Raw genomic sequence first — 26,913 nt, 5'->3', positions numbered from 1 at the left:
TCATGCCCTTTCCGGCAAAGCGTCGTAGAGGCCGCTCACGACAGACACCCGCGCGGTTTCGCGTTGCAATGCAAGGAGTTGCAGACCACCGTCCGCGCGTTCGGAAACGGCTGTCAAACTATCGACCCAGTCTCCGCAGTTGGCGTAAACGCGGCCATCGCATGTTTCGAGCGCGGCGATGTGACTGTGACCACAAATCACACCATCCGCGCCTGCATCTTGGGCGCGGCGCAAAAGCTTGGCGCGGTAGCGATCCCCGAATTGCAAAAAGGCATTATATCGCGCGAGAAACCGTGCAATCAGCGTCGGGCCTTCGCACCGATCAGACAGTCGTGCATCGATCAATCGCAAGGCGGCATCGATCCGGCTTCCCAGACGTGTCATGATGTGGCTGCGCAGAATACGGCCATCCGCCACATCGCCATGCAGCACAAGATACCGCCGCCCGTCCGCGGCCTCATGGAGCGCTTGCTCGGCCACCTCGATACATCCCAGATGGTGGCCGTAATGTTTGCGAACCGCGTGATCGTGGTTGCCGGGCAGATAGACGATGCGCACTCCCGATTGGGCGCGTGCGAGTAGATCCGCCAAAATGGCATCATGGGTTGGCGACCAATGCGCCATGAGCGGGTGCCACAGGTCGAGAATATCGCCAACGAGATAGATCGTATCGGCGTGGTTTTCGGAGAGAAATGTCAGGATTTCTGTCGCCGCACAGCCGCGCGCACCGAGGTGAAAGTCCGATAAAAACAATGTCCGGTGACGGGCGCGTAGCCTGCCCTGCGGCCCGATGCCGGACTCACTACCGTTTCCTTGTCTGAAGTCGCGTGCCATTGCTCCGCCCCCTACGGCCTCGTTTGCTACGGGTCGCTTTTCCTTGACAGGCGCAGGCGTCGATTGCGTGACGGATAGGTTGCAGTTTCATGACGCGCCTAATCGCCCGATGTCGCAACATCTGGGATCAATCTTGCGCCACGAGGCTACATCGTGAGCGATGCATCAAGGCAGGCCGCGCAACACACCCGCAGCGCGCCGGCGCGGGATGGCGTTCTGGTCAAAAATGCGGAAAGACCAGTCATGAGCAAGGCTTATTTGTGCGCAGGCGCACAACACCCTGTCAGGCTTTGCGAGGCACATTCTCCTTAAATTCCTTGACACAAGAGTGCTAGATCTACCTTTTGCACACACCTGTCAGCCTGCCTGGCCTCCTCTCCAAAAGCTGCCCCCAAACGGGGCTCAAGGGACCGCAATGACCAAACGCTTTATCATCGCTATCATCGCCCTCATTGTGGTCGCCGGTGGCCTCATCGGATTCAACCTGTTCCGCGACAAGATGATCGCGGGCTTTTTCGCATCGATGAAACCACCCGTCGTGACGGTCTCGACCTCGACCGCCGCGCCGATCAAATGGGAGCCGGGCATTGAAACAATCGGCTCCGCTCTGGCGGGGCAAGGGGTCGACCTCTCGACGGAAGCGGCGGGCGTTGTTCGCGAAGTGCCGTTCTCCGCGAATGACAGGGTCGAGAAAGGCGCGCTTTTGCTCCAGATCGACGACCGTTCGGAACGCGCTGATCTGGAATCCGCGCAAGCCAGCCTCGCGCTTGCGCAAACCGAACTTGAGCGCGCAGAAGCATTGCAGAAACGCGGAGTGTCTTCCGCGAACACCTTGCAAACCGCGCAAGCCTCCGCAACGGCCGCGGAAGCCACCGTTGCCAAGCTGGAAGCTGCGATGGAAACCAAGCGCCTCACCGCACCGTTCAGCGGCACAATCGGCATTCCACAGGTTGAGCTTGGCCAGTTCGTGACAGCAGGAACGCCCTATGCGACGTTGCAAGATACCACGACAATGCGCGTTGATTTCTCGTTGACGGAACAACAAGCGCCCCTCGTCTCGGCGGGTCAGGCCGTGGTCGTGACGAGCGAGGTTGGCGATGTGTCCGCAGAAGGCAAAATCATCGGTATCGAGCCAAAGATTGATGCCAATTCGCGCCTCGTCACCATCCGTGCATCGGTCGAAAATCCGGGTGGATTGACGCCGGGCCAATTCCTGCGCGTGCGCGTTGTTTTGCCCGCAGAGGAAGGCGTGATTGCCCTGCCGCAAACGGTTGTGGCATCATCGCTTTACGGTGATTCCGTCTACATTGTCCGCGAAGATAAGGATGAAGAGGGTGAAGCAATCCTCAAGGCGCAGCAGGTGTTCGTGACCTTGGGGCGCCGTTCGGGCCCATTGGTCGAAATCGTGAAAGGCGTTGAGGCGGGCGATAAAGTTGTCAACGCCGGGCAGAATAAACTTTATTCCGGCGCAACAGTCTTGATCGACAATAGCGTCTCGCCAGACCCGCAATCGGCCTCCGCAGCGACACAAACCGAAGACACCGCGGCTGACGCGCCGGCGGCGAATTGAGGTCGGTATGAGCATTTCAGAACTCTTTATCCGCCGCCCCGTCCTGTCGACGGTTCTCGGCGCCTTCATGTTGCTCTTGGGGTTCCAAGCGATCTTTTCCCTTCCGGTGCGCCAGTATCCAGAGGTCGAAGAGACGGTTGTCACCATCACAACCGTTTACGCGGGCGCCCCGTCGGATCTGATCCAAGGCTTCGTCACCGCCCCGATCGCCGCAGCAGTCGCGACAACGGAGAATATCGATTACGTCACCTCGCAATCGACGTCATCGGCCTCGATCGTTTCGGTCAACATGAAGCTCGGATCCGACCCGGATGTCGCGCTGACCGAAGTTCTCGCAAAGGTTCAACAAGTTCGCGGTCAATTGCCGTCTGAAGCCGATGACCCCGTCATTGTCAAAGGCACGGGACAGACCTTCGCGCTCATGTATCTCGCGGCGCAAAACCCGAATATGACGCAAGAACAGATCACTGAATATCTGGATCGCGTGATCCGCCCGCGCATGTCGACAATCTCTGGCGTCGCGGAGATTCAGATTATTGGTGCGTCCGAATATGCGATGCGTGTTTGGCTTGATCCACTCAAGATGGCATCGCGCAATGTGACGGCATCCGAGGTTCTCAACGCTATTCAGGCGTCGAACTTCCTTGCTGCTCCCGGCAAGACTGAAAACGAGTATATCGCGCGCTCGATCACGCTGAAATCAACGCTGCAGACATCTGACGCGTTTGGGGCGCTGCCGCTGCGCTCGGAGGGCGATGCGGTTGTGCGCCTGCGCGATGTCGCCACAATCGAGCTGGCTGCGGCAGAGCAAGACGAGATCGTGACCTTCAACGGAACCGCGGGCACGTTTATCGGCGTCACCTCGACACCGTCCGCGAACCCGTTGGACACGGCGGCTGCGGTCGTCGCGGATTTGCCTGCGATTAACGACTCGTTGCCCGAAGGAATGCAGATCGAATTGGTTTACGATTCGACCGATACGATCTCGGCCTCCATCTCCGAGGTTTTCAAAACTTTGGAAGAAGCGGTCATCATCGTGGTGCTCGTGATTTTGCTGTTCCTCGGATCGTTCCGGTCGGTGGCGATGCCAATCATCACAATTCCGCTTTCGCTCATCGGCGTGATGTCGTTGCTGTTGGCGCTGGGTTATTCGATCAACCTGCTGACCTTGCTGGCGATGGTTCTGGCGATCGGCCTTGTGGTGGATGACGCAATTGTCGTCGTCGAAAACATCCACCGCCACATCGAGGACGGCATGGAGCCGATGCCCGCCGCGATCAAGGGCATGCAGGAGATCACCGGCCCCGTTATTGCGATGACCATCACGCTCGCCGCCGTTCTCGCGCCGCTGGGCTTTACCGGCGGCATCACGGGGGCCCTCTTCCGCGAATTCGCCTTCACTCTGGCGGGTGCGGTGATCCTCTCTGGGGTTATCGCCTTGACGATTACCCCGATGATGTCTGCGCGACTGTTGAAACATGGGGGCGCGTCGAAGTTCCAAAAGGCCGTGGACCGCTACTCCGACCGCATTTCGGCGTGGTATGGCCGCATGGTCAGCGGCTCGCTAAACTATCGCCCCGTGACACTGCTTATGATCATCGTGCTCGTCGCGACGACAGGTTTCCTGTTCCAAAAAACGTCTAGCGAGCTTGCACCCGATGAAGATCAGGGCGTCTTGTTTGCTTTCCTGAACGGCCCGCGCTACGCGACGACCGATTACACCAAGCTCTACACCGATCAGATTTCCGCCGCGACGAGCGACATCGAAGAAGTCCGCACCGAATTTTCGATTGCTGGCTTCGGCGGCGCGTCCAATTCGGGAATCTACATCTGGTCGCTGAAAGACTGGGCCGATAGATCGCGCAGCCAAGCCGAGATCCAAGCCGAGGTGCAAGGTCGCCTCGACAAGATCGCCGGTGTGCAAGGCTTCGTCTTCGCGCCCCCTACCCTGCCTGGAACGGGCGGCGGTTTGCCTATTTCGATGGTGATCCAATCGATCCACGCGCCTGACCGCGTCGCGGAAGTTGCCGAGGAGATCAAGAACAAGGCCCAGGCATCAGGCAAGTTCATCGTCGTGCAAAACTCCCTCGCGTTTGACGCACCGGAAGCGCGCGTGACAATTGACCGTGATCGCGCGGCGACGCTGAACGTCCCTGTCAGCCAGATCGGAACGACGCTTGCGCTTTTGGTTGGGGGCGGTGCGGTATCGCAATTCGATCGCGATTCCAACAGCTACGACATTATCACGCAAGTCCCGCAGGACCTCCGCGAAAACCCAGAACAGCTCGGCACCTACTTCGTGCGGGCCGCGACGGGCGAGATGGTTCCTTTGTCGTCCGTGGTGAGCATCGAGACAGGCGTCATGGCGTCCTCCATCGAGCAGTTCAACCAGCTCAACTCCGCCACGCTCACCGCGCTGCCCCTGCCGGGGCAATCGACGGGCGACGGGCTGGCCGAGTTGAAACGCATCGCGGATGAGACATTGCCCAGCGGATTCTTCATCGATTACTCGGGGCAGTCACGTTTGGAAGTCACGCAGGGCAATACGATTGTAATCGCCTTCGCTGCAGCGCTCATCGTGATTTACCTCGTGCTGGCCGCACAGTTCGAGAGCTTCCGCGATCCGCTCATCATCATGATGACGGTTCCGCTGACGATTTTCGGGGCGATTATTCCACTGAACCTCGGCCTCGGAACCCTGAACATCTATTCGCAGGTGGGATTGATCACGCTGATCGGTCTAATCACCAAGCACGGCATCTTGATGGTCGAATTCGCGAATATGCAGCGCGAAAACGGGATGTCACGTCGCGACGCCATCGTGGAATCCGCAACTGTGCGTTTGCGCCCTATCCTGATGACAACCGCCGCCATGGCGCTCGCGGTGATCCCGTTGATCCTCGCAGAGGGGGCAGGCGCGGCGGCCCGTCAGGCCATGGGAATCGTGATGTTCTTCGGTTTGATCCTTGGAACAGGGTTCACCCTTTTCGTCGTGCCGATGTTCTATACCTTCATCTCACTCTCTGACGAGAAGTGGAAAAAGGCCCAACACGCCCACACGGCGCATTAACTCCCCGCCCCCGCCGACACCTTCGGTGGGGGGATAAAACGTGAAAAACGCAGCGAGAGGATCGCTGCGTTTTTTATATATAATGCTGGACGTTTTGATCAGCTTGGCTTTGCTTGCGCCAGATAATGCAAGACAGACGGCCTCACGGTTTGCGCGCCTGTCGCGCGGGCTTCCAAGATAACCTCTTTGAGGTCCGCCAGATTGGTGCGCCGGATCAGGTGCTTGATCGGACCGATGGAGGCGGGTCGCATCGACAGATTGCGGAACCCGAGCGCCGCGAAGGTCAGCGCCTCAACGGGCCGCCCCGCGTCCTCCCCGCAAAATGACAGCGTCGTATCGGAGGCCGCGCAGCGCGCGACGATCTTTTCCAAGAAGGTCAGGAAACTGACATCCAACGTGTCGTACCGCCGCCGCACGCGTTCATTCTCGCGGTCCGCCGCAAAGAAGAACTGCTTGAGATCATTCCCGCCGATCGAGATAAAGTCGCACGACTGGAAGAACTTATCGGGCGCGAAGGCGAGCGACGGAGTCTCAAGCATCGCCCCGATGCGGATTTTGCTCGGCAATGTCCGGCCCCGACCGCCTTCGCGATCCAATTCTTTATAGAGCGCATCACGCGCGTCGTAGAATTCGTTGGGCGTGGCGATGAAGGGGAACATCACCGACAGCGGCCGCCCGTTCGCAGCCCGAATGAGTGCCTGCAACTGCATCCGCAACACACCCGGTTTATCAAGCCCCACACGGATCGCGCGCCATCCCATCGCAGGGTTAGGCTCATCCTGCGGTTTCATGTAGGGAAGGACCTTATCCGACCCGATATCAAGAGTGCGGAAGTTGACAGGTTTCGTCTGGGCTGCGTCCATCACCCGCGCGTAGAGCGCTGCGAGATCCCCGCGCGAGGGCACGCGGGTGCGCGTCAGGAATTGCAATTCCGTTCGGTAAAGACCGACGCCCTCCGCCCCCGAGCCCTCCAGCGACGGTAGGTCCGCCATCAGCCCCGCGTTCATCATCAAGCTGACCGTCTCGCCACACAGGGCCTGCGCAGGCAAATCGCGCAGGCTTGCATAACGGCTTTGGGCCTCGGCCTGCATCGCGATACCCTCGCGAAAAGCCTTCGCGACACTTTCTTCGGGCCGCAGATGGACAATCCCTTGGTCGCCGTCGACCAAAATCTGATTGCCGTTCAAGGCTTCAGTCGTGATCCGTTTGGCATTGATCACCAAGGGGATGGAAAGCGCCCGCGCCACAATCGCCGCATGCGACCCGACGGAGCCTTCTTCAAGCACCACGCCCTTAAGCTTACGCCCGTAATCGAGCAATTCGGCTGGCCCGATGTTACGCGCCACAAGCACCGGCTGGTCCGGCATCTCGGCGCCAGTGTCGTGGCCTTGCCCCGTCAAGATACGTAGCAAGCGATGCGAAAGGTCATCAAGGTCGTTCAAACGCTCGCGCAGATAGGGATCGGGCGATTGCTCCAGCTTTGAGCGGGCGAGCGATTGCTCCTTTTCGACGGCTGCCTCGGCAGACAGGCCGCGTTGGATATCTTCGCACATCCGCCGCAACCAGCCCCGTGAATGGGCAAACATCCGGTAGGTCTCAAGCACAGCGCGGTGGTCTTTGTCCAACCCCGCGCTCGCGGTCAGCATCTCGTCGATCTGATTGCGCAACGTCTCAATGGCGCCCGTCAGGCGCGCTTCTTCGGCATCAGGATCGTCGCCGACCGGATTGGTGACCACCACACGCGGCTCATGCAGCCACACGCGCCCCTCCGCGACACCTTCCTGACCGGTGCCGCCACGGATCATCAACGGGTGTCGATGCTGCGCACCGAGGGTCTCGCCCTCGTTCACAAACGCGCCGAGCTCCGTCATCTCTGCAAGAACCATCGCAACGACTTCAAGCCCGTAGACCTCATCGTCGGAATATTGCCGCGCCTCACGCGATTGCACGACCAAGACGCCGAGCTTCTCGCCAACGCGCTGGATTGGCACACCGAGGAAGGAAGAATAGATCTCCTCGCCCGTCTCGGGCATGTAGCGGAACCCTTGCTCTGCGGGTGCATTGCCGGAGTTTACGGGCCGACCGCTGCGGGCCACACGCCCCACGAGCCCCTCGCCGAGACGCATCCGCGTCTGGTGCACAGCCTCGGCCTTCAGGCCCTCGGTTGCGCAAAGCTCAAGGGTTTCTGGGTCTCGGAAAAGGTAGATCGAGCACACATGCGTGTGCATCGAATCCGCGATCAGATGGGTGATCCGGTCGAGCCGATCCTGCCCGCCCCCTGAGGTGGCGAGTGTGTCGCGAAGACGCCGCAGCAATTTACGGCTGTCACTCTCGCTTCGTTCGGTCATTCGCCCTGCCGTCCCCTCCGAACCGATCCGCAACCTCAGGTTGTCTGGCGCGTCCGCCACCACCCGATATCCGGCTCAGGTCATTCAACGGCCTGATTAGACCGCTTTTTCCAATTCAAAAGCATCATGGAGGGCCTGCACGGCCAATTCCATATATTTTCGGTCAATCAATACGGAAATTTTGATTTCCGAGGTCGAGATAACTTTGATGTTCACGTTTTCCGCTGAAAGCGCCTTAAACATCATCGCCGCCACGCCTGCATGCGACCGCATCCCGATGCCGACGACCGAAACTTTCGCAACATCGGTGTCGATAACCAGATCGTCATAGCCGATCTTGCCCGCCGCTTTCGCGTCTTCCATCGCCTTTTGCGCCCGCGCAACCTGATTGATCGGGCAGGAGAAGGTCATATCCGTGACCGCGCCCGCATGGCCTTCATAATCCCGCTCGGAGATATTTTGCACGATCATGTCGACGTTCACGCCAGCATCCGCCAAAGGCCCGAAGATCGCCGAAGCGATTCCCGGACGATCTTCGACCGTCACGAGGGTCATTTTCGCTTCATCGCGCGAATAAGCTACGCCGGAGACAACTTTCGATTCCATGAGTTCATCCTCACCGCAAACAAGGGTTCCAGAGGTTTCATCCGTATCCTCGAACGAGGATAGCACACGCAAGCGCACATTGTAGCGCATCGCCAATTCAACAGACCGCGTCTGCAAGACCTTCGCGCCCAAGGACGCCAGTTCTAGCATCTCTTCAAACGCGATCTTATCGAGCTTGCGGGCCTTTTGGCTGATCCGCGGATCGGTGGTGTAGACGCCGTCCACATCGGTATAAATATCGCAACGCTCGGCCTCAAAGGCCGCCGCGAACGCGACGGCCGTGGTGTCTGACCCGCCGCGCCCCAATGTCGTGATGCGGCCTTCGGGCGAAACGCCTTGGAAGCCAGCCACGACGGCCACGCGCATACCTTCGTCGAATTTCGTATCGAGGTTCTCACGCGGGATCGACACGAACCGCGCCGACGAATGCGCCGAGGTCGTGTTGATCGGCACCTGCCATCCCTGCCAGCTCCGCGCAGGAACGCTCATCTCTTGAAGCGTGAGCGCCATCAAGCCGGCGGTGACATTCTCGCCCGACGAAACGATTGCGTCATATTCACGCGCATCGAACAAGGGCGAGGTCTGTTCGACCCAGTTCACCAACTCGTTGGTTTTTCCCGACATCGCGGAAACGATAACGATCACATTATATCCGCGGTCCACTTCGCGTTTAACCTTCGCGGCCGCATTTTTGATGCGGTCGAGATCGGCTACCGAAGTGCCCCCAAATTTCATAACGAGAAGCGGCATGACGACCCCCCATAAGCAACCGGGAACGGCCCCGGAAAACAATCAAAAACCTGCTAACGGATGGGGGGGGCGCATGCAAGGACAATGGTTGATTTGGCGCATTTCACCAACGGCTTGGCGCAAGTTCTTGCGACCGACCGCCCGCAAAGTTCGTGAGCCCCGCATCGATTTGAGCGCGTCTTCGCCCATCACAGGAATATCGCGCGACGGTTGTGCGCACGTCACTTAACCGTCACGGCAGTGTCGCATGCCCTGCCTAGAGCAAAGCCATTAGGGAGGAGCGCGCCATGACACGTATCGAAATCGACGCCGCAGAACGCCGTGCGGAGGCCCGCGGCCTGCATACGGCCTTGCTGGAAATCCGTGAGGACATGGCGCGGCGCGCCAATCTGCGGTTCGATCAATGGCGCGGGCACATCCTGCGCCCTGAATTCCACGGCTCCGCCCGCAACCTGGCGGATTATCTGGCGTTTCGGCGGGGCGATCTGGCGCCGTTTCAGCCGCGGCTGACCGCGCTCGGGCTCTCATCGATGAGCCGTGCGGAGGCGCATGTCCGCCCCTCACTTGACGCAGTTCTTGCGGCCCTTGCGTTGATCGGGGAAGAAACAAGCGCGCAGGAGCGTGTGATCGATTTTCCGCCCACGGAGATTTTCGCTGCCGGACCGGCGCGGCTGAAAGCGCGCCGCGACGCGTTGTTTGGAGCCTGCGGGGAAAACGGGACGCGCATCATGGTGACCCTGCCTGCGCAGGCCGTCGAGACGGACCTCACACCGCAAATCATTGCGGCGGGCGCTGATTGCTTACGGATTGATTGCGGCGTTGATACGCCCGAAATTTGGGAGGCACTTGCCGCGGAGGCCGCGGGGCGCAAGATCCAGTTCGATCTGGTCGGGCCCGAAATCCGGATTTTGGACGTGCAGATTGATGCGCCACGCCTGCATCAGGGGGGGCTGTTCTACATCTCCAAATCGCTCACCGTCGGCAAAGCCCGCCGGAAACTACGCGCGCCGGAAGTCACCCTGACTTATCGGGAGGTTTTCGCCAGCCTGACTGCCGGTGCGGAGATCCGGATTGAAAACGGCAAGCTGCGTGCGCTCGTGGTTGAGGTCGAAGACGATCGCGTTCTGTGCGAGGTGCAAATGCTGCGCCCGAAAGGAATGCGGCTGAAGCCGGGACGCCGGGTAACTTTGCCGCGCGCGGATCTGGAGATACCGGCGGTGACACAACACGATCTTGAGGCCCTGCCCATCGCGATGCGTCATGCTGACATCATCGGATTCGGATTCGTGCAGACGCGTGACGATGTGGGGACCCTGATCAAGGCGATGGAGATCGAGGCAAAGGTCATCAATCGAGCCGATCTCCCCGCGATCATGCTGCGGATCGAGACGCCCAAAGCGTTGCAGAACCTGCCGGAGCTGATCGTCGCTGCGGGGGGGCGGGTGCCGGTCGGCGTGATGATCGCGCGCGCCGATCTCGCGGACGAATTCGGGTTCGAACGGCTATCGGAAATCCAGGACGAACTTCTTTGGCTGTGCGATGCCGCGGAAGTGCCTGTGGTTTGGGCGCCGCAGGTTCTTGAGGGTATGCTGGGCGACGGGCTCGTATTGCAAAGCGAGACGGCCGATGCCGCGCTTGGCCAGCGCGCCGAATGCGTGATGCTCGAAAAGGGCCCGCATATTCTTGGCACGGTAAAATATCTGCGCGCCCTGCTCACGAGGCTGGATCGCTATCAAACCAAACATTCGCCGCGCCTTGGTGCGCTCGGCCTATGGCAAGAAACACAGCAGGGCTCTACGAGCTGATGCGGCGGATCAATTCGTTTTGCGTTTGGGAATGAACGGCAAAGGCAGAACCGGCACACCGTCCTCAATCAATTTCTTTGCCTCCTCGGGGCGGGCCTCGCCGTAGATCGCGCGCGTCGGGGCCGTGCCCTCATGCATATCGCGCGCTTCCTTGGCAAAATTACTCCCGACATAGGCCGAATTCTCCTCAACCTCTTTGCGCAACCGCGCGACAGCACGCTGCATCTCGCCCTCGCGCGACATATAGGCGCCACGCGGATCCGATGACGGCGCGGGGACGGTCTCGCCCGCAGCGGCTTGAGGTGAAGAGCCTGCCGATTTGTGGCGCACTGCGGGCGCCATCAGTGTTTTCTCGACCCGCGTCGACCCACATTCCGCGCAAGAAATCATCCCGCCTGCGGCAAGCTTGTCATAAGCATCGGCAGATGCGAACCAGCTATCAAAACTGTGGCCTGCATGACATTTCAGCGCGTAGCGGATCATCGGTTTCTCCTCGCACCGTGAAATATGCGATGGGGCGCAGATTGCAAGATAGCACGATCGACGCGGGCGTGCCTCTACGCTTTGGGTTTCGCGATACGGGCGATCAGTTCCTCGCGCATCAACCCCTCATCCAATCCGCGATCCCGCGCCAGCGCTTTCAGGCCGAAATGCACCCGCGCGATCTCTTGATAATAACTGGTGAAGGAATAGTTCACCGCCGCGCCCGCAACAGCGCCCAAGACGGGAGCGGCCTGCGCGGCAAGTTTTTGCCCCAAAACGGCCGCCAGCTTCGGCGCGACCTTGGCGATCAGCCCCTGTAAACCCTGCCCCGTAATCGTGACCTTCGCGGCCACAAACGCCATATCCGCCCCGTCATCTTGCGCGAGCGGCCCCGCGCTTGCGAAGACGCGCAGACATTCCAACCGCACCTCGTCTTCATCAGGGTCGAACCCGTGTTCCTTGGCAATTCCTTGAATTGACCGCAGCAAAACCGTCACCGTGAAGGGCACCTCCGCGAGGGATGTCGCCAACCCGCCCGCGCCGCCAACGACCCCCATCGCCGTCGAAAGAGCAGTGTTCATCCAATCGGGACGATCCCCGACAACGCCCCGTGAACGCTGGGCCGCGCCGAACGCGCCTTGCAATGCACGCGCAGTCGCCCCCTCCAAACCATCGCGGACCGGCGCGGGCAGCTTGGACAGTAAAGTTTCCGCCGAGCCCCCGAGGTAGGTCATGATCTGCATGCCGACGCCGCTCGCGGCGCGGTGGCGCGCAGCCAAAGCGTTGAGTTCTTTTGTAATTTCCGGCTCCGTCACCGGCATCAAAATTTCTGGATCCGCCATCGTCGAGACTCCGCATCTTGCGCCGACTGCCAACCACGGGGACGGCATCCCCGACGCAGCCGAACAGGCCTTAGATTTAATATGGGAGGTGATCCGTCCTTTGGAAAGGGCATCGGCGAGAATGCGCCGTTTACTCGCTGAACTTAACGACGTCGCCAGTGACGCCCCGCCAAGCGTCAGGTTGCAACTCCAACCCCAGAACGCGATCAGGGTTCGTGGGGGGCGGCATGACAACACCTTCGAGTTTTTTGAACCCGAAGCGCGAATAATAGGGGGCATCGCCCACCAACAGCACACGCTCCCATCCGAGCCTGCGCGCCTCCGAGAGGCTCTCGCTCATCAAAAGCGCGCCAAGCCCTTCGCCCTGACGCGTGGGGTGGACCGCGACCGGCCCCAGCAGCAGCACACGCTTGCCCGCCACCCGCACCGGCCAATACCGGATCACCGACGCCAACACATCCCAATCATCGCGCAGCACAAGGCACAACTCTGCCACCTTCGGAACCCCGTCACGGAGCCGATAAGAAGACAACGCCGTCCGCCCAGGAGCAAAGCAAAGATCGTATAAAGCCTCGACCTCCCACCAGTCGGCCTCGGTTTCTTCCTCTAGCTGATACATCGGCCCCTCGAAAACTACTGGAATCGCGCCTAGCATGACGTCACTGTGAGGGCAAACCCGCAACGCGAAAATGACAGGCAATCCCAATGTTCTACAGACCCGAAGATGGCCATGGCCTCCCTCATAACCCTTGGAACGCGATTATCGCCCCTCGCCCTATCGCATGGATTTCGACGCGCAGCACTTTGGGCGACAATCTTGCGCCCTATTCGTTTTTCTCCGCATGTGCCTATTCACCGCCGCAACTGATGTTCGCATCGACCTCCACGAAACCTGACCGCGACACCGGCAAGGATACACTCGCGCAGATCCGTGAGACGGGCGTATTTTGCGTGAACCTTGTCACGCCCGCCCTCACGGCCCCGATGAATGCGAGCTCTGCCCCCTTGGCGGCGGGTGTGTCAGAATTCGACGTCGCGGGATTGACCCCTGCCGAATGCGAGACGATCGCCTGTCCGCGCGTGGCCGAAGCGCCCGCGTCAATCGAGTGCCGTATGACGCAAATCGTCAAACTTGAAGGCACGGCGAATTACCTGTGCACCGGTGTGGCGGTTGGTATTCACATCAGGCCAGATTGTCTGGTCGACGGCCGTTACAGCCCGCAAGACGGTTATCTCGCGCGGATGGGGTATCAAGATTACGCCGCTGTTCGCGACGTGTTTGAGCTAGAGCGACCGGAATAGGAAAGCGGCCCTCACCGCTTCAAACGCGGATCAACGCCCTCATCCGCAACGCCCGGCAGGCGGCGCGCTTGGGTGAGGGTGTAGATGCCGCTGCCGACGATGAGCACCGATCCAACAACCATCGCAAGATCGGGGCGCTCGCCGAATGCCGCCGCCCCCAAAACCAGGGCGAAGGGCAGGCGAATATAGCGGAACGGTGTCACAACAGAGATCTCCCCCACGCGCATCGCGCAGGTCAAAGACCAATAGGCCAGCACGCCCACCGCCGCGGCGAGAACAAGCAAGCCTGTGTCCTTCAGGTTCGGCACAACCGGATCGCCCGTCACCATCAATATCAGGGCGCCCACGGGAACCAGCATCGCGAAGCCGTAAATCCCGAGTTGGAAATTCGACAGAATTGGCGGCGCTTTGCGCGTGGCGAGATCACGTCCCGCGAATCCGAGCATCCCGACGAGTGCCCAGAGCGACGCAGCATCAAACCCATCCAATCCCGGCCGCAAGATGATCAACACGCCGACAAAACCGATCGCAACCGCAAGCCAACGCCGCCAGCCGACGCGCTCGCCGAACAATAGCGACGCAGCCCCAACGACAACAAGCGGCGTCGCCTGCAAAATCGCGGAAGCATTCGACAGAGGAATCAGCGCAATCGCAATCGTGTAGCCGAGCCGCCCCATGACCTCGAACGCCGCACGCAGCAGCATAACGCGACTGCGGATGGCGGGGTTGATCACTTTTTGCCCGCGGCTCACCGCCAGGGCAATGAAACCGCACATCCCCAAGAACCCGAAAGCCATCAAAGCCTCGCCCACCGGAATGCTATGCATGGCCGCCTTCAGCGTCATATCCTCAAGGGCAAATCCTGCCATCGCCGCAACCATGAAAGCCGCGCCGCGCATGTTATCTGATTGGATCATTGGGTCCTCCGCGGCGGCGACGCTAGGCGGGCCGTCGCCCGATGGCAAGGCGCGCAGATGTATCCCGCACAATCAAGGGTTTTCCTAAGCCGATCCTCGTCCTAGTCTGCGTCTGACAACGACATCTTGGAGAGAATATGGAACCGGTCATTGGCATCATCGGCGGCTCGGGCGTCTATCAGATCGACGGATTGGAAAACGCCCAGTGGCGCGCGGTCGAGACGCCCTTCGGCGCGCCCTCGGACGAGATCCTGACCGGCGAACTCAACGGGGTGAAGATGGCCTTCTTGCCACGCCACGGGCGCGGTCACGTCCACACACCGTCCACGGTCCCCTACCGCGCAAATATTGCGGCGCTCAAGGCGCTAGGCGTCACCGATATCGTTGCGCTCTCCGCTGTTGGCAGCTTGCAAGAGGCCTACGCGCCCGGCGATTTCCTGATCGTGGATCAATATATCGACCGCACATTCGCCCGCGAAAAGACCTTTTTCGGAACAGGTCTCGTAGGTCACGTCCCCTTCGCGCATCCAACATGCGCGCGTTTGGGCAAGCTGTGCGGCGAGGCCGCAAGGGGCGCGGGGGTGCGAGTGCATGACAAGGGCACGTACGTTGCGATGGAGGGGCCGCAATTCTCGACGCTCGCGGAGAGCCGCCTCTACCGCCAATGGGGCGCGGATGTGATCGGCATGACGGGGATGCCGGAGGCAAAACTCGCGCGCGAGGCAGAGATTTGCTACGCCTGCGTCGCGATGATCACAGATTATGATTGCTGGCATCCCGGACATGATGCGGTAGACGTGGCACAGGTGGTGGCGACACTGACCGCCAATTCGGGCAATGCGCGCGCGACGGTCGCGGGCATCGCGGCGCGCGTCAGCGCGCGTGACATCTGCCCTTGCGGATGCAACCGCTCGCTGGACGGAGCCATCATGACTGCGCCGTCGGCACGTGACCCAGAGATGGTGAAAGCTCTCAAATCTGTCGCGGGACGCGTGATGTAGGGAATCTATACGAGGGCGATATCAGCGGCCGCGCTTAGGCGATAAAACGGGCGCAGGGGAAAACACCTTGCGTCAAACCGTCCCCTCCCCTATGCCGCCCGCCGCGCATTCCAGTTAGGGTCGGCGTCGGGATGACGCGACAGACCTCCCCCTATCCTCGTCTTATGGCGGATCGATCGCCGAACAAAGCCACGGAGCCTCATATGAAAACCGTCAAAGATTACATCCGCACGATTGCCGACTTCCCCCATGAGGGAATCTTGTTCCGCGACGTTACGACCCTGTTTGCCGACCCGCGCGGATTTCGGATGGCGATTGACCAGTTGTTGCACCCATGGGCGGGGGAGAAAATTGATAAGATCGTCGGGCTTGAGGCGCGCGGCTTTATCCTCGGCGGCGCGATTGCGCACCAGCTCTCGAAGGGGTTTGTGCCAATTCGCAAGAAGGGCAAATTGCCCGGCCAAACGATCAGCCAAGCTTACACGCTGGAATATGGCGAGGCCGTGATGGAGATGCATGAAGATGCAATCGCGCCGGGCGAAAAGGTTTTGATCGTCGACGACCTTCTCGCAACGGGCGGAACCTGCGAGGCGGCGATTAAGCTGATTGAGCGCGTCGGCGGCGATATCGTCGGCTGTTCCTTCATCGTCGACCTGCCCGAATTGGGCGGACACAAGCGGCTTGATGCGTTGGGAATGAATGTGGCTGTGCTTTGCGACTTCGAAGGGCTTTAAATCCCTTTAACGTTAACGCTTCGTTCATTGGAATCGCGCTAACACAGAGATGCCTGATGGTTCAGGGCTACTTGCAAAACACGTGAACCTCAATCGGCGCGCCCTGCTTCCACCCCTAAGCAGGGCGCAACCGATTTCTTCCCCTAAAATCGAGCGATGTCGCCTATCAAGCCCTCAGAACAGCGCCGGGATTCATGATACCGTTTGGATCGAGCGCGGATTTCACCGCCCGCATCAAGGTGAGTTTCGCCGGATCTGTGAACCTCTCCAGATCTTCGACTTTCAACCGACCGACACCGTGCTCCGCCGAGACCGAGCCGTCGAACTGATCCACAACCTCATGCACGCAGCGTTTGATCGCAGCGCGCAGCGGATCGAATTCGGATTTTTCATGCCCTTGCGGAGGGAAGACATTGAAATGCAAATTGCCGTCGCCGACGTGACCAAAACAATTGATGCGAAACGCCCCGAGCTCCGCGATCGCTTGCGTGGCGCGCGTGATAAACGCAGGGATATCCGCCAGCGGAACGGAGATATCATGCGATGAGATCGATCCGATACGCTTGTTTGCTTGCGGTAGGTTCTCACGCATCGCCCACATCGCCTGCGCTTGTGCCGCGCTTTGCGCAACGGCTGCATCGAGCACCAACGCCTCGTCGTAAATATCTGCGAAAGCGGCCTCAGCACCAACGCCAGCAGGCAGGCCAAGCTCCATCAGAACCATCCAATCCGCCTGGCCAAGCGGCATCACACTTTGCGGGCCAACCTCGCGCAAGAAATCCAAGCCCTGTTTCGAGATCAACTCGAAGGCAGTGACATTGCCCGCCATCCTCGCCTCTGCCCGTGCCAGTAGTTCCAGGGCCGCCTGCGGCGAGCGCACCGACATCAGCGCGACGCCCGTTTCAAACGGAGGCGTCACTAGCCGCAAAGAGGCCGCCGTGATCACCCCGAGCGTCCCTTCCGAGCCGATCAGCAATCCGCGCAGGTCATAACCGGTGTTATCCTTGCGCAAGCGCTTGAGCCCGCGCAAGATGGTGCCGTCAGCCGTAACGGCCTCAACGCCCAAACACAGCTCGCGCGCATTCCCATAGCGCAGTACGTTCACGCCGCCCGCATTGGTGGACAGGCAGCCACCAATCCGCGCTGTGCCTTGCGAGGCAAGCGCAAGCGGAAACATCCGGTCTGCGTCACTAGCGGCCTCACGGCAGTTCTGAAGGGTGACACCGCCCTCCACCACCATCACGTTACCGACCGGATCGACCGAACGGACGCGGGTCATTTTCTCCAGTGACAGCAAAAGCGGCGCCGCGCCCTCTTGCATCACCTGCCCTCCGACAAGCCCTGTGCCGCCGCCAAATGGCACGACGCCGATGCGCCGCGCATTTGCCTCGCGCAATATCAGGGAGACTTGCTCGGTATCTGTCGGGCGGGCGACGCCGCCCGCAATGCCATGGTAACGCCCGCGCGGCTCAACAAGATAGCCAGTATCCGGGGCGATGACATCAATCCCAAGGCCTTGCAGATGCTGAATAAAATCTTGATCGGCGGGGTTTAGCATCGGTCTCTCCTCAAAGAAGCAATCCTCGCCCCCGCTCACCCGATATCGGTGCGACCGCGGCGATCACTGCGCAGATTGGCGTATAGCACATGGTTGCGCCAACGATTGTTGATTTGCAGATAACTCTGCGCAACGCCTTCATATTTGAAACCGGATTTCTCCAAAACGCCGCGTGAGGGGGTGTTCTCGGGAAGGCACGCGGCCTCGATCCGGCTTAGATCCATGACTTGGAACGCGTGATGGACCACCGCTGCAATGGCTTCGCGCATGTAGCCGTTGCGCGCGAAACGTTCCCCGACCCAGTAGCCCAAAGTCCCCGCCTGCGAAGGCCCGCGGCGGATATTGTCCAGTGTTACGCCGCCGATAATTTGGCGATCGGATCGGCGCACCATAAACAGCGGCAGCGCGGTGCCAGAGGATTCGGCGCGCGTCGCCCAATACACACGGTTCGTAAACGCCTTGCGCGTCAGATGGTCTGGCGCCCAGGCTGGCTCCCACGGGCTCACGAATGCGCGGCTTTCGCTGCGCAGGGACGCCCAAGCTTGCCAATCGCCATGCGCGGGAAGCCGGAGCGTGAGCCGCTCCGTCTCGATCCCGATCTTGCGGCGCCGCCCGAACATCAGGCCAGAAGCCGCTCGCGGAGGGTGTCCAGACTTGGCGCAGAGCGAACAGGACCGTAAAGCGCCAAAGCGGAGTTTTGCGACCCAACCAGCGCCTTCGCATAGTCGCGGACACGGCCCAGATCTACGGCTTCAATCTTCGCGGTCACCGTTTCAAGATCTGGCACAGATCCGTAAATGGCGATGTTGCGCGCCATACGCTCTGCGCGGCTCGACGGGCTTTCCAGCCCCATCAACATGCCGGCCTTCATCTGCGCACGCGCACGGGACACTTCGACTTCGGTCATATCGTCCGCCGCACGCTTCAACTCGTCGATCGTCAACTCGGCAAGCGACGCGATTTCGTCCTCAGATGTGCCCGCGTAGATCGTCATCATGCCGGTGTCTTCATGGGCACCAGCCTGCGCGAAAATCGAATAACACAGGCCCCGCTCCTCGCGAATTTTCTGGAACAAGCGTGAGGACATCCCGCCCCCCAGCGCTGTGGTGTAAACCTGCGCGGTGTAGAGATCGGGATCATGGAACGCGGGCGCTTCAAAACCGATCGCAAAATGGGCCTGCTCCAGAGCTTTGACCTCACGGCGCTCTGCGCCCTTCCAAGTCGCGGGCTGTGCGACTGCCGCGCTTGAGCGTTTCGCGTCAGCAAAGAGCGTTTCGGCCATTCTAACGAGCGCATCGTGATCAACAGCCCCCGCAGCCGACAGGATCATTTGGTCCGGTCCGTAATGCTCGGAGACGAACCCTGCGAAATCATCCCGGTTGAAGGATTTGACGCGCGATGCGGGGCCCAAAATCGTCCGGCCGATCGATTGATCGGGGTATGCCGCCTCTTGCAGCCAATCGAAGATAATATCATCCGGAGTATCTAGCGTTTGACCGATTTCGGACAGGATGACGTGACGCTCCACCTCGATCTCGCGTGGATCAAAGACGGGGTTCAAAACGATATCCGCGATCACTCCCAACGCCAAAGGGACATCAGCCGCCAATACGCGAGCGTAATACGCTGTCATCTCGCGAGAAGTGTAGGCGTTGATATATCCGCCAACATCTTCGATTTCCTCAGCAATCTGCAAGGCGCTCCGGGTCTTGGTGCCTTTAAACGCCATATGCTCCAAGAAATGCGCAATGCCATTTTGCTCGAGCCGCTCGTGGCGGCCGCCGGCGTTCACCCATATTCCGACAGAGGCCGAAAGCAGCCCCGGCATATGTTCAGTCACAACTCTCAGCCCATTGGGCAGCGTGGTAAATTCTACGCTCAAACGCGGCGCCTCTCTTGGATTAGCGCCTCGAGGGCGCTTAGGTCATTGGGAACGCGCGTTACGCGCTCTGGCCGATCAAACAAGTCACCCATCCGCTCTGGAAGCGCGGGCCGGATGCCTGTCGCGGCCTCAACCGCGTCGGGGAATTTGGCGGGATGCGCCGTTGCAAGGGTCACCATCGGGACGGCGCCGAGATGCTGATCTGCGACATGCACACCGATCGCGGAATGCGGGCAAAGCAACTCACCCGAGCGGACCAATTCGTCTTTGATCTGCGCGGAGGTCTGATCCTCCGAAACGCGGCCCGAAGCATAAATCTCGCGTAGAGCTTCCAACGCGCCTTGGCTGACAGTGAAGCCCCCCGTGGTTTTAAGCTCGTCCATCAGTTGAGTTACAGCCGCCCCATCTTGGCCGTAGGCCATGAACAAGGCGCGCTCGAAATTGGAGGAGATCTGGATGTCCATCGACGGCGAGATCGACGCCTTCACACCGTCCATCTCATACCGGCCAGTTGTCAGGCAGCGGTGCAATATGTCGTTCTGGTTTGTTGCGATCACCAGTTGATCGATCGGCAGCCCCATCGATTTGGCGATATACCCTGCAAAGATGTCACCGAAGTTGCCGGTTGGCACGGTAAAGCTGATCTTGCGATCGGGAGCCCCAAGCGTGACGGCGGCGGTAAAGTAGTACACCACCTGCGCCAAAACCCGCGCCCAGTTGATGGAATTCACACCCGCAAGCCCCACCGCATCGCGGAACTCGAAATGGTTGAACATGTCTTTCAGTTTGCCCTGACAATCGTCGAAATCGCCATCCAACGCCAGCGCGTGGACGTTATCCTCAATCGGGGTCGTCATCTGGCGGCGCTGCACATCGGACACGCGGCCATGCGGGAACAGGATAAACACGTCGACATTATCGAGGCCCCGGAACGCCTCGATCGCCGCCGAACCGGTATCGCCCGAGGTCGCGCCGACAATGGTGATCTTACGGCCTTCTTTCGCGAGCGCGATCTGGAACAACTGGCCAATAATCTGCATCGCAAAATCTTTGAACGCGAGCGTCGGCCCGTGGAACAACTCCAGCAAGAAGTGGTTCGGCGCGAGTTGCTTGATTGGCGCGCGGGCGGCATGGCCGAAGCCGGCATATGCTTTGGCAATCGCCTCTTTGAGCTCAGCATCCGAGAAAGTCTCACCGCAGAACGGCTGCATCACGCGGTAGGCGACGTCCTCATAGGACAGTCCAGCAAGAGCCTTGATATCGTCGTGCGACCATTGCGGGATCTGGGCGGGAACATACAAGCCGCCATCGCGCGCGAGCCCTGTGAGCATCGCTTCGCCAAAGGTCAATTCAGGCGCTTGGCCCCGTGTCGAAATATACCGCATCAATCCCTCCTAGAGATCCCTTGTCGCCTGATACGCCACGTGAACAGAAGTGTCATCCCCGCCCATACTGTCGCGAGCAAAAACCACGTGATTGCATAGCCTTTATGGTCGTTCTTTATGCCTGTAATCGTGATTGGGTTTGGATCGACTGATTGCAGATCGCCCTCAACCGCGGAGGCCACGATCAAAATCGGCTCAGTTTTCAAATGAGCCGCCATCCGCTCGACGTCCCTCGCATACCACACACCCGCCGCCAGATCAGGCTCTGGCGTGTAGCTGTCGGCCTCCTCCGGCCAATGGAGGTTCCCGCGTACAACCAAAGGCACCGCAGGACGCTCGGCGTAGCGATCAACCTCGCGCAAGAAACCGCGATCTACGAGAATGCGGCGCCCGTCACCCGTTTCGAAGGCCGAAATGACCTCATAGCCTGCGCCCTGACCTTGACGCCCCGTCAGCATCAAGATCTCCTCGCCCGTCGTCGCCCCGGGCGTCACGACGGGAAGGTATTTCAAACTCGCAGGATCCTCCGGTACGGTAGGCAGCTCAACGGGGGTATCATTGATCTGGGCGGAAATCTCAGCGAGCATCGCTTCCTTCCACGCAAGGCGCCGCAATTGCCACATCCCGAGGTTGATGAGAATCGCACAGCCAACGATGCCAAGGATCGCGGGGAATAGGTATTTTTTCATCATAGCTCCAGTGCGACAGGCTGGCCGAGTTTGAAACAAAAAAGCGCGGAGGTTGCCCCCCGCGCTTTTGGTAAACCGTCAGCTCGGGCTTATTGGCCCCAGATATAGATTGATGCGAACAGGAACAACCACACCACATCAACGAAGTGCCAGTACCATGCGGCAGTCTCGAAGCCTGTATGGTTTTCTTGCGTGAAGTGACCCTTTTGCAAGCGCACCAAGCAGACCAACAAGAAGATCGTACCGACAAGAACGTGGAAGCCGTGGAAGCCCGTCGCCATAAAGAAGTTTGCGCCGTAGATGTTGCCCGCCAAGCCGAAAGCGGCGTGCGAGTATTCATAAACTTGGAAACAAGTGAACAGCGCCCCCAACAGAACCGTCAGGATCAAGCCGTCGCGCATGTCTTTGCGGTTGTTGTCATGCACGAGCGCATGGTGCGCCCACGTCAAAGTCACACCGGACAGCAACAAGATGACGGTATTGATCAGCGGCAAATGCCAAGGATCGAAGGTTTCAATACCGGCCGGAGGCCAAACGCCATCCACTGCGGGCGAGAGCGGGCCCATCGGATACATTGCGTGTTTGAAGAACGACCAGAACCACGCGACGAAGAACATGACTTCGGACATGATGAACAGCAAGAAGCCGTATTGCAGGCCGATACGGATAACAGGTGTGTATTCCCCGTTTTCGCCTTCTGCGACAACGTCAGACCACCATCCGAACATCGAATAAAGCGTGCCGACGAGACCGGCGAGGAAGATGAAGGGCGTCATGCCTTTCATCCAGACAGCCGCGCCGCCGAGCATGATGGCGGTCGCGATCGAGCTCAAAAGCGGCCAGATCGACGGGCGCAGAATGTGGTAATCGTGGTTCTTAGCGTGTGCCATGGCTGTCCCTCAGTTGACGGTCTTGGGGTCTTGGGTCGTCAGGCTGGCCTGATCGACCGGAAGGTCGGTTTCAAAGAAAGTATAGGAGAGCGTGATGTTGCGGATATAACCGGCATCACGATCATCTACGATGGCTGGATCGACGAAGAAGGATACCGGCATCTCAACCCGTTCGCCGGGTTGCAAAACTTGCTCGGTAAAGCAGAAGCAGTCGATCTTCTCGAAGAAGTAACCCGCTTGATCGGGGCCAACGTTATAAGCTGCGGTGCCGGCAACGGGGCGATCCGAGAGATTGACGGCCTCATAGAAGGCGAGCCCTGTCTCACCGATCTTGATGGTCATCTCTTTCTCGATCGGGCCGAACTTCCAAGGCATCCCTTTTTCGACGGAGCCGATAAACCGCACGGTGACGGTTTCGTCCAAGCTGTGGTCGGGCGCCACGGTTGCGACGCGCGGCGTTCCGGCGAACCCTGTCGTGGCGCAGAACCAATTGTAGAAAGGCACAGCCGCCCATGAGGCCGCCCCCATCAACACAACCACGCCTACGAGACGCGCGAGAACTTTGTTATTTGCATTCATTGAGGGGCTCCGCTGGCCGGCGCATCTGCTGGCAGAAGAGAGTTGCGCACGGAATGATCGCTGCCTTCCAGGCTTCCACCACGGGTCACTTTCACAATCGTCAGGCCAAAGACCAAAGCGACGAAGGCTACAAGAACAACGCCAAGGCCCAAGTTGCGGCCAAAACGGCGCGTGTGGAGTTCGTGATCTTTAGTAATGGCCATTTACAGAACTCCGGTCGCGCGCAGGGCAGCATCGACCAGTAGCGCCGAGAAATGGCAGAACAGGTAGAGCAGCGAGAATTTGAAGAAACGACGCTCAACGGCAAAATTATCTGCATTCGCGGCGTCTTCCGAGCGTTTGAGAATAACCCAACCACCGCGGATGAACAGGATATTGAAGATCACGGCGGTCAAGCCATACGCAGGCCCGCCGATCGAGGTGAATGCCAGAGCCAGCGCGAATGGCGCGAGGATTAGTGTGTAGCCGAAGATATGCTTGCGCGTGACGCGGCGGCCATGCGTAACCGGAAGCATCGGAACACCGGCCTTCGTGTAGTCATCATTCATGAACAGCGCCAACGCCCAGAAGTGCGGCGGTGTCCACAGGAAGATAACAGCGAACATCAGAACTGATTCGACGGAGATACCGCCCGTCGCAACCGCCCAACCGATCATCGGGGGGAAGGCCCCTGCCGCCCCACCAATGACGATGTTTTGGGGCGTCGAGCGTTTCAGCCAGACGGTGTAGACGACCGCGTAGAAGAAGATCGTGAAGGCGAGGAACAGGCCCGCGAAAACATTGGCGGCCAACGCCAGCATCACGCAGGAGATCCCCGAGAGCGCCAGACCGAAGCCGAGAGCCTCACCTTCGGAGACACGCCCCGCGGGAATCGGGCGGCCTTTGGTCCGGCCCATCACACGATCAATATCGGCGTCATACCACATATTCAGCGCGCCGGAGGCCCCGCCCCCGAGCGCGATGAACAAGATGGAAACAAAACCGACGAACGGATGCACAGAGCCGGGCGCAACGATCAAGCCGACCAGCGCCGTGAACACCACTAGCGACATCACACGCGGCTTGAGCAAGGCGACATAGTCGCCAAATTGCCCGTCGCCCTCACGGGAGTCGTTAAATGTGCTGATATCCGTCATGCGCGCCGTCCTACTCCTCTATGCTTTCACTCAGCCGAAGCGAGCTTCACAGCCTCGGCAGGCGCCAAGGACGCTTGCTGCTGCGCGAGCCACTGGTCGTAGACTTCTTGGCTCACGACTTTGACTGCGATCGGCATGTAGGCGTGGTCTTTGCCGCAGATCTCCGAACATTGACCGAAGAATGTGCCTTCCATGGTTGGCTTGAACCACAGCTGGGCGGTCCGGCCTGGTACGGCGTCTTGCTTCACGGCGAAGGCAGGAATGGTCCACGAGTGGATCACGTCCGCGCCGGTGACTTCCATCACAACGGTTTTGTTCACAGGCAGGATCACCGCGTTATCAACCGCCAAGAGATATTCATCCTCAGCATAGCCGTAAGCTGCCAGATCTTCGCGCGGCAACATCAGAGCGTCGAAGCTGACTTCCTCGTCGAGGTACTCATAGCTCCAGTACCACTGGTTGCCGGTAACTTTGATCGTGATGTCACCTGCAGGAATTTCCTGTTGCTTGAACAGGGTCGGCAGCGAGAACGCGCCAACGAAGACGAGAATCACGATCGGAATGATGGTCCAAGCGATCTCGATCGGCGTGTTATGGGTAAACCGTGCCGGAACAGGGTTTGCGCGGCGGTTGAAGCGCACAATCGCGTAAGCCAGCAGGCCGACGACGAAGATCGTGATGACGGTGATCAACACCAGCATCATGTGATCGAGCCACTGCTGATCGACAGCCAGCTCCGACGCGGCAGGTTGGAAACCAAGCCCCTTGTCATGCGGCTTCCCGATGCTTGGCACCGAGATCCCGTCCTGAGCGAAAGCCATCCCAGCGCCGAGGGTGGCCACAGTTGCGGCAGCCAAGCCGCGGCGAATCATGGCAAAATGCATAGTAACTCCCGTTCCCTTAAACGACCGTCAGGCCGCGGACGGCACATTGGCTCCCGAACCAATGCCCCGTTGAATGTTTGCTGGTAGACAACATATCCTAGAGCTATCGCAAGCGAAAGGTGCGAAAACAAGCCGCTTTTCCTTCCGAATCAAGCCCAAAGGACTGCACATGACCGATGAACGCTTCGCCCCCTTCGAGACCATGATCGACGAAGGACGCGCGCTTGCCATCCTTCAGGCCGCCGTAAATGGCGCAGATGACGGGGAATTGTTCCTCGAACGCCGCCGTTCCGAGGCATTGAGCTTCGATGATGGCCGGCTTCGCAACGCATCTTACGACGCCTCGGAAGGCTTCGGCCTGCGCGCGGTGCGCGGAGAAGTCGCAGGCTACGCACATGCAACCGAGATCTCCGAATCGGCCATCACCCGCGCCGCACAGACTGCCCGCCTTGCCGTCGGCGACGGAGGCGGCGTCATGGCGCCTGCGCCGCAAGGCACGAACCGCCATCTTTATGCCGATCTCGATCCGATGTCGGATGCCCCCTTCCCCGCAAAAATCGAGCTTTTACGCGAGATTGATGCCTTCGCGCGTGATCTGGACCCGCGCGTGGTGCAGGTGTCCGCCACCGTTGCGGCGTCGCTGCAGGAGGTTGTCATCATGCGACCGGAGGGCGGGGTGATGACCGATGTCCGGCCAATGGCGCGGATGAATGTCTCCGTGATCGTTGAAGAAAACGGCCGCCGCGAATCTGGCGGCACAGGCGGCGGCGGACGGCACGGTTTGGCGCAGCTGATGACGCCGGATCACTGGAAGGCGCAAACGCGCGAAGCTTTGCGGATCGCCTTGGTGAACCTCTCGGCTGAGGCAGCGCCAGCAGGGCAAATGGATGTCGTCCTCGGCGCAGGTTGGCCCGGGATCTTGCTTCATGAGGCGGTTGGCCATGGGTTGGAGGGGGACTTCAATCGCAAGAAATCCTCCGCGTTTTCAGGATTGATGGGACAACAAGTCGCAGCCCGTGGCGTTACGGTCCTCGATGATGGGACCCTTCCGGATCGCCGTGGGTCTTTGACCTTCGACGATGAAGGCACGCCCTCGGCAAAAAACGTCTTGATCGAGGACGGCATTCTCGTCGGCTACATGCAAGACCGCCAGAATGCGCGGTTGATGGGCGTGAAACCAACGGGCAACGGGCGGCGCGAGAGCCACGCTCATATCCCGATGCCACGCATGACCAACACTTATATGCTGGGCGGGGACGCCGATCCGAAGGAGATCCTTGGGGACCTGAAAGACGGCATCTATGCGGTTGGCTTCGGCGGCGGTCAGGTCGACATCACCAACGGGAAGTTCGTCTTCAGCTGCACAGAGGCCTACCGCGTTAAAAACGGGGTCGTCGGCGCGCCGGTAAAAGGGGCGACTTTGATCGGCGACGGCCCGACTGCGATGCGTCAGATTCGTGCGATCGGCAATGATATGGCGCTGGATCCCGGCATCGGAAACTGCGGCAAGGCAGGGCAATGGGTGCCGGTGGGTGTCGGCCAACCTACGCTCATGATCGGGGGCCTGACCGTCGGCGGTTCGGCGAAGTAAACCGCAAGGGTCGCAAACAAAACAAAGCCTGCGCAGACACGTTATCTGCGCAGGCTT

General features: G+C 59.8%; 24 protein-coding genes. 7 read left to right on the top strand and 17 right to left on the bottom strand.

The window, feature by feature from the left end; all coding sequences use genetic code 11:
* A complete protein-coding gene (locus SJY32_RS14890; RefSeq protein WP_376877085.1) occupies nt 1-834 on the bottom strand; it encodes a UDP-2,3-diacylglucosamine diphosphatase in 834 nt (277 codons plus the stop codon).
* Between the two features lie 415 nt (nt 835-1,249).
* On the opposite strand from SJY32_RS14890, the gene SJY32_RS14885 reads away from it, so the two are divergent.
* Entirely contained in the window at nt 1,250-2,404 is a 1,155-nt protein-coding gene (locus SJY32_RS14885; RefSeq protein WP_376877082.1) for an efflux RND transporter periplasmic adaptor subunit, read from the top strand.
* A 7-nt stretch (nt 2,405-2,411) separates the two neighbouring features.
* The gene (locus SJY32_RS14880) at nt 2,412-5,474 is read left to right on the top strand and encodes an efflux RND transporter permease subunit (protein WP_376877079.1); all 3,063 of its coding nucleotides are present in this window, start codon (nt 2,412-2,414) and stop codon (nt 5,472-5,474) included.
* Nucleotides 5,475-5,572: 98 nt separating this feature from the next.
* Here SJY32_RS14880 and ptsP read toward each other — a convergent pair whose 3' ends face one another.
* Both ptsP and SJY32_RS14870 read right to left on the bottom strand, forming a co-directional pair.
* Nucleotides 5,573-7,822 (bottom strand): phosphoenolpyruvate--protein phosphotransferase, encoded by a 2,250-nt coding sequence (gene ptsP / locus SJY32_RS14875; RefSeq protein WP_376877076.1) that lies wholly within the window; start codon nt 7,820-7,822, stop codon nt 5,573-5,575.
* A gap of 96 nt (nt 7,823-7,918) precedes the next feature.
* Nucleotides 7,919-9,178, bottom strand: a complete 1,260-nt coding sequence (locus SJY32_RS14870) for an aspartate kinase (protein ID WP_376877073.1) — start codon at nt 9,176-9,178, stop codon at nt 7,919-7,921.
* Between the two features lie 287 nt (nt 9,179-9,465).
* Between SJY32_RS14870 and SJY32_RS14865 the strand changes: the two genes are divergently transcribed.
* Nucleotides 9,466-10,983 (top strand): pyruvate kinase, encoded by a 1,518-nt coding sequence (locus SJY32_RS14865; protein ID WP_376877070.1) that lies wholly within the window; start codon nt 9,466-9,468, stop codon nt 10,981-10,983.
* A gap of 9 nt (nt 10,984-10,992) precedes the next feature.
* Here the strand turns inward: SJY32_RS14865 and SJY32_RS14860 are convergent, their stop codons facing one another.
* The 3 genes from SJY32_RS14860 to SJY32_RS14850 form a co-directional block, all read right to left on the bottom strand.
* Nucleotides 10,993-11,466: a DUF1178 family protein gene (locus SJY32_RS14860; RefSeq protein WP_376877067.1), complete on the bottom strand. Its 474-nt coding sequence runs from the start codon at nt 11,464-11,466 to the stop codon at nt 10,993-10,995.
* Between the two features lie 74 nt (nt 11,467-11,540).
* Nucleotides 11,541-12,308 carry an EcsC family protein gene (locus SJY32_RS14855; RefSeq protein WP_376877064.1) on the bottom strand — a complete coding sequence of 256 codons (768 nt, stop codon included), beginning with the start codon at nt 12,306-12,308 and terminating at the stop codon, nt 11,541-11,543.
* A gap of 130 nt (nt 12,309-12,438) precedes the next feature.
* Entirely contained in the window at nt 12,439-12,927 is a 489-nt protein-coding gene (locus SJY32_RS14850) for a GNAT family N-acetyltransferase (RefSeq protein WP_376877061.1), read from the bottom strand.
* Between the two features lie 86 nt (nt 12,928-13,013).
* On the opposite strand from SJY32_RS14850, the gene SJY32_RS14845 reads away from it, so the two are divergent.
* Nucleotides 13,014-13,610, top strand: a complete 597-nt coding sequence (locus SJY32_RS14845) for a flavin reductase family protein (RefSeq protein WP_376877058.1) — start codon at nt 13,014-13,016, stop codon at nt 13,608-13,610.
* 11 nt (nt 13,611-13,621) lie between these two features.
* On the opposite strand, the gene SJY32_RS14840 is transcribed toward SJY32_RS14845, so the two are convergent.
* Nucleotides 13,622-14,527, bottom strand: coding sequence for a DMT family transporter (locus SJY32_RS14840; RefSeq protein WP_376877055.1), 906 nt, complete (start codon nt 14,525-14,527; stop codon nt 13,622-13,624).
* A 137-nt stretch (nt 14,528-14,664) separates the two neighbouring features.
* Here SJY32_RS14840 and SJY32_RS14835 point away from each other — a divergent pair, with 137 nt between their 5' ends.
* The gene (locus tag SJY32_RS14835) at nt 14,665-15,528 is read left to right on the top strand and encodes an S-methyl-5'-thioadenosine phosphorylase (RefSeq protein ID WP_376877052.1); all 864 of its coding nucleotides are present in this window, start codon (nt 14,665-14,667) and stop codon (nt 15,526-15,528) included.
* A 203-nt stretch (nt 15,529-15,731) separates the two neighbouring features.
* Complete coding sequence (locus SJY32_RS14830) at nt 15,732-16,262, top strand: adenine phosphoribosyltransferase (RefSeq protein WP_376877049.1); 531 nt, start codon at nt 15,732-15,734, stop codon at nt 16,260-16,262.
* Nucleotides 16,263-16,428: 166 nt separating this feature from the next.
* Here SJY32_RS14830 and SJY32_RS14825 read toward each other — a convergent pair whose 3' ends face one another.
* From SJY32_RS14825 to coxB, 10 genes are all read right to left on the bottom strand, one after another.
* Entirely contained in the window at nt 16,429-17,820 is a 1,392-nt protein-coding gene (locus SJY32_RS14825) for an FAD-binding oxidoreductase (protein WP_376877046.1), read from the bottom strand.
* A gap of 35 nt (nt 17,821-17,855) precedes the next feature.
* On the bottom strand, nt 17,856-18,440 hold the full coding sequence (locus SJY32_RS14820; protein WP_376877043.1) for a GNAT family N-acetyltransferase: 585 nt from the start codon (nt 18,438-18,440) through the stop codon (nt 17,856-17,858).
* Nucleotides 18,440-19,702: a M16 family metallopeptidase gene (locus SJY32_RS14815; RefSeq protein WP_376877040.1), complete on the bottom strand. Its 1,263-nt coding sequence runs from the start codon at nt 19,700-19,702 to the stop codon at nt 18,440-18,442. The genes SJY32_RS14820 and SJY32_RS14815 overlap by 1 nt, the downstream gene beginning before the upstream one ends.
* Nucleotides 19,699-21,087, bottom strand: coding sequence for a threonine synthase (gene thrC, locus SJY32_RS14810; protein ID WP_376877037.1), 1,389 nt, complete (start codon nt 21,085-21,087; stop codon nt 19,699-19,701). The genes SJY32_RS14815 and thrC overlap by 4 nt, the downstream gene beginning before the upstream one ends.
* Nucleotides 21,087-21,779 carry an SURF1 family protein gene (locus SJY32_RS14805; protein ID WP_376877034.1) on the bottom strand — a complete coding sequence of 231 codons (693 nt, stop codon included), beginning with the start codon at nt 21,777-21,779 and terminating at the stop codon, nt 21,087-21,089. The genes thrC and SJY32_RS14805 overlap by 1 nt, the downstream gene beginning before the upstream one ends.
* Nucleotides 21,780-21,865: 86 nt before the next feature.
* Nucleotides 21,866-22,666 (bottom strand): cytochrome c oxidase subunit 3, encoded by an 801-nt coding sequence (locus SJY32_RS14800; RefSeq protein WP_376877031.1) that lies wholly within the window; start codon nt 22,664-22,666, stop codon nt 21,866-21,868.
* 9 nt (nt 22,667-22,675) lie between these two features.
* Nucleotides 22,676-23,245, bottom strand: a complete 570-nt coding sequence (locus tag SJY32_RS14795; protein ID WP_376877028.1) for a cytochrome c oxidase assembly protein — start codon at nt 23,243-23,245, stop codon at nt 22,676-22,678.
* Nucleotides 23,242-23,448 (bottom strand): hypothetical protein, encoded by a 207-nt coding sequence (locus tag SJY32_RS14790; RefSeq protein ID WP_376877025.1) that lies wholly within the window; start codon nt 23,446-23,448, stop codon nt 23,242-23,244. The genes SJY32_RS14795 and SJY32_RS14790 overlap by 4 nt, the downstream gene beginning before the upstream one ends.
* Nucleotides 23,449-24,381, bottom strand: a complete 933-nt coding sequence (gene cyoE, locus SJY32_RS14785; protein ID WP_376877022.1) for a heme o synthase — start codon at nt 24,379-24,381, stop codon at nt 23,449-23,451.
* Between the two features lie 26 nt (nt 24,382-24,407).
* Nucleotides 24,408-25,253 (bottom strand): cytochrome c oxidase subunit II, encoded by an 846-nt coding sequence (gene coxB, locus SJY32_RS14780; RefSeq protein WP_376877783.1) that lies wholly within the window; start codon nt 25,251-25,253, stop codon nt 24,408-24,410.
* Nucleotides 25,254-25,434: 181 nt separating this feature from the next.
* Between coxB and tldD the strand changes: the two genes are divergently transcribed.
* On the top strand, nt 25,435-26,856 hold the full coding sequence (gene tldD, locus SJY32_RS14775; protein WP_376877019.1) for a metalloprotease TldD: 1,422 nt from the start codon (nt 25,435-25,437) through the stop codon (nt 26,854-26,856).
* Nucleotides 26,857-26,913: the final 57 nt, after the last annotated feature.

Origin of the sequence: Albirhodobacter sp. R86504 (genome assembly GCF_042466415.1) — a bacterium.
Classification (GTDB): domain Bacteria; phylum Pseudomonadota; class Alphaproteobacteria; order Rhodobacterales; family Rhodobacteraceae; genus Albirhodobacter.
This window is presented reverse-complemented; position numbering and strand designations above follow the sequence as displayed.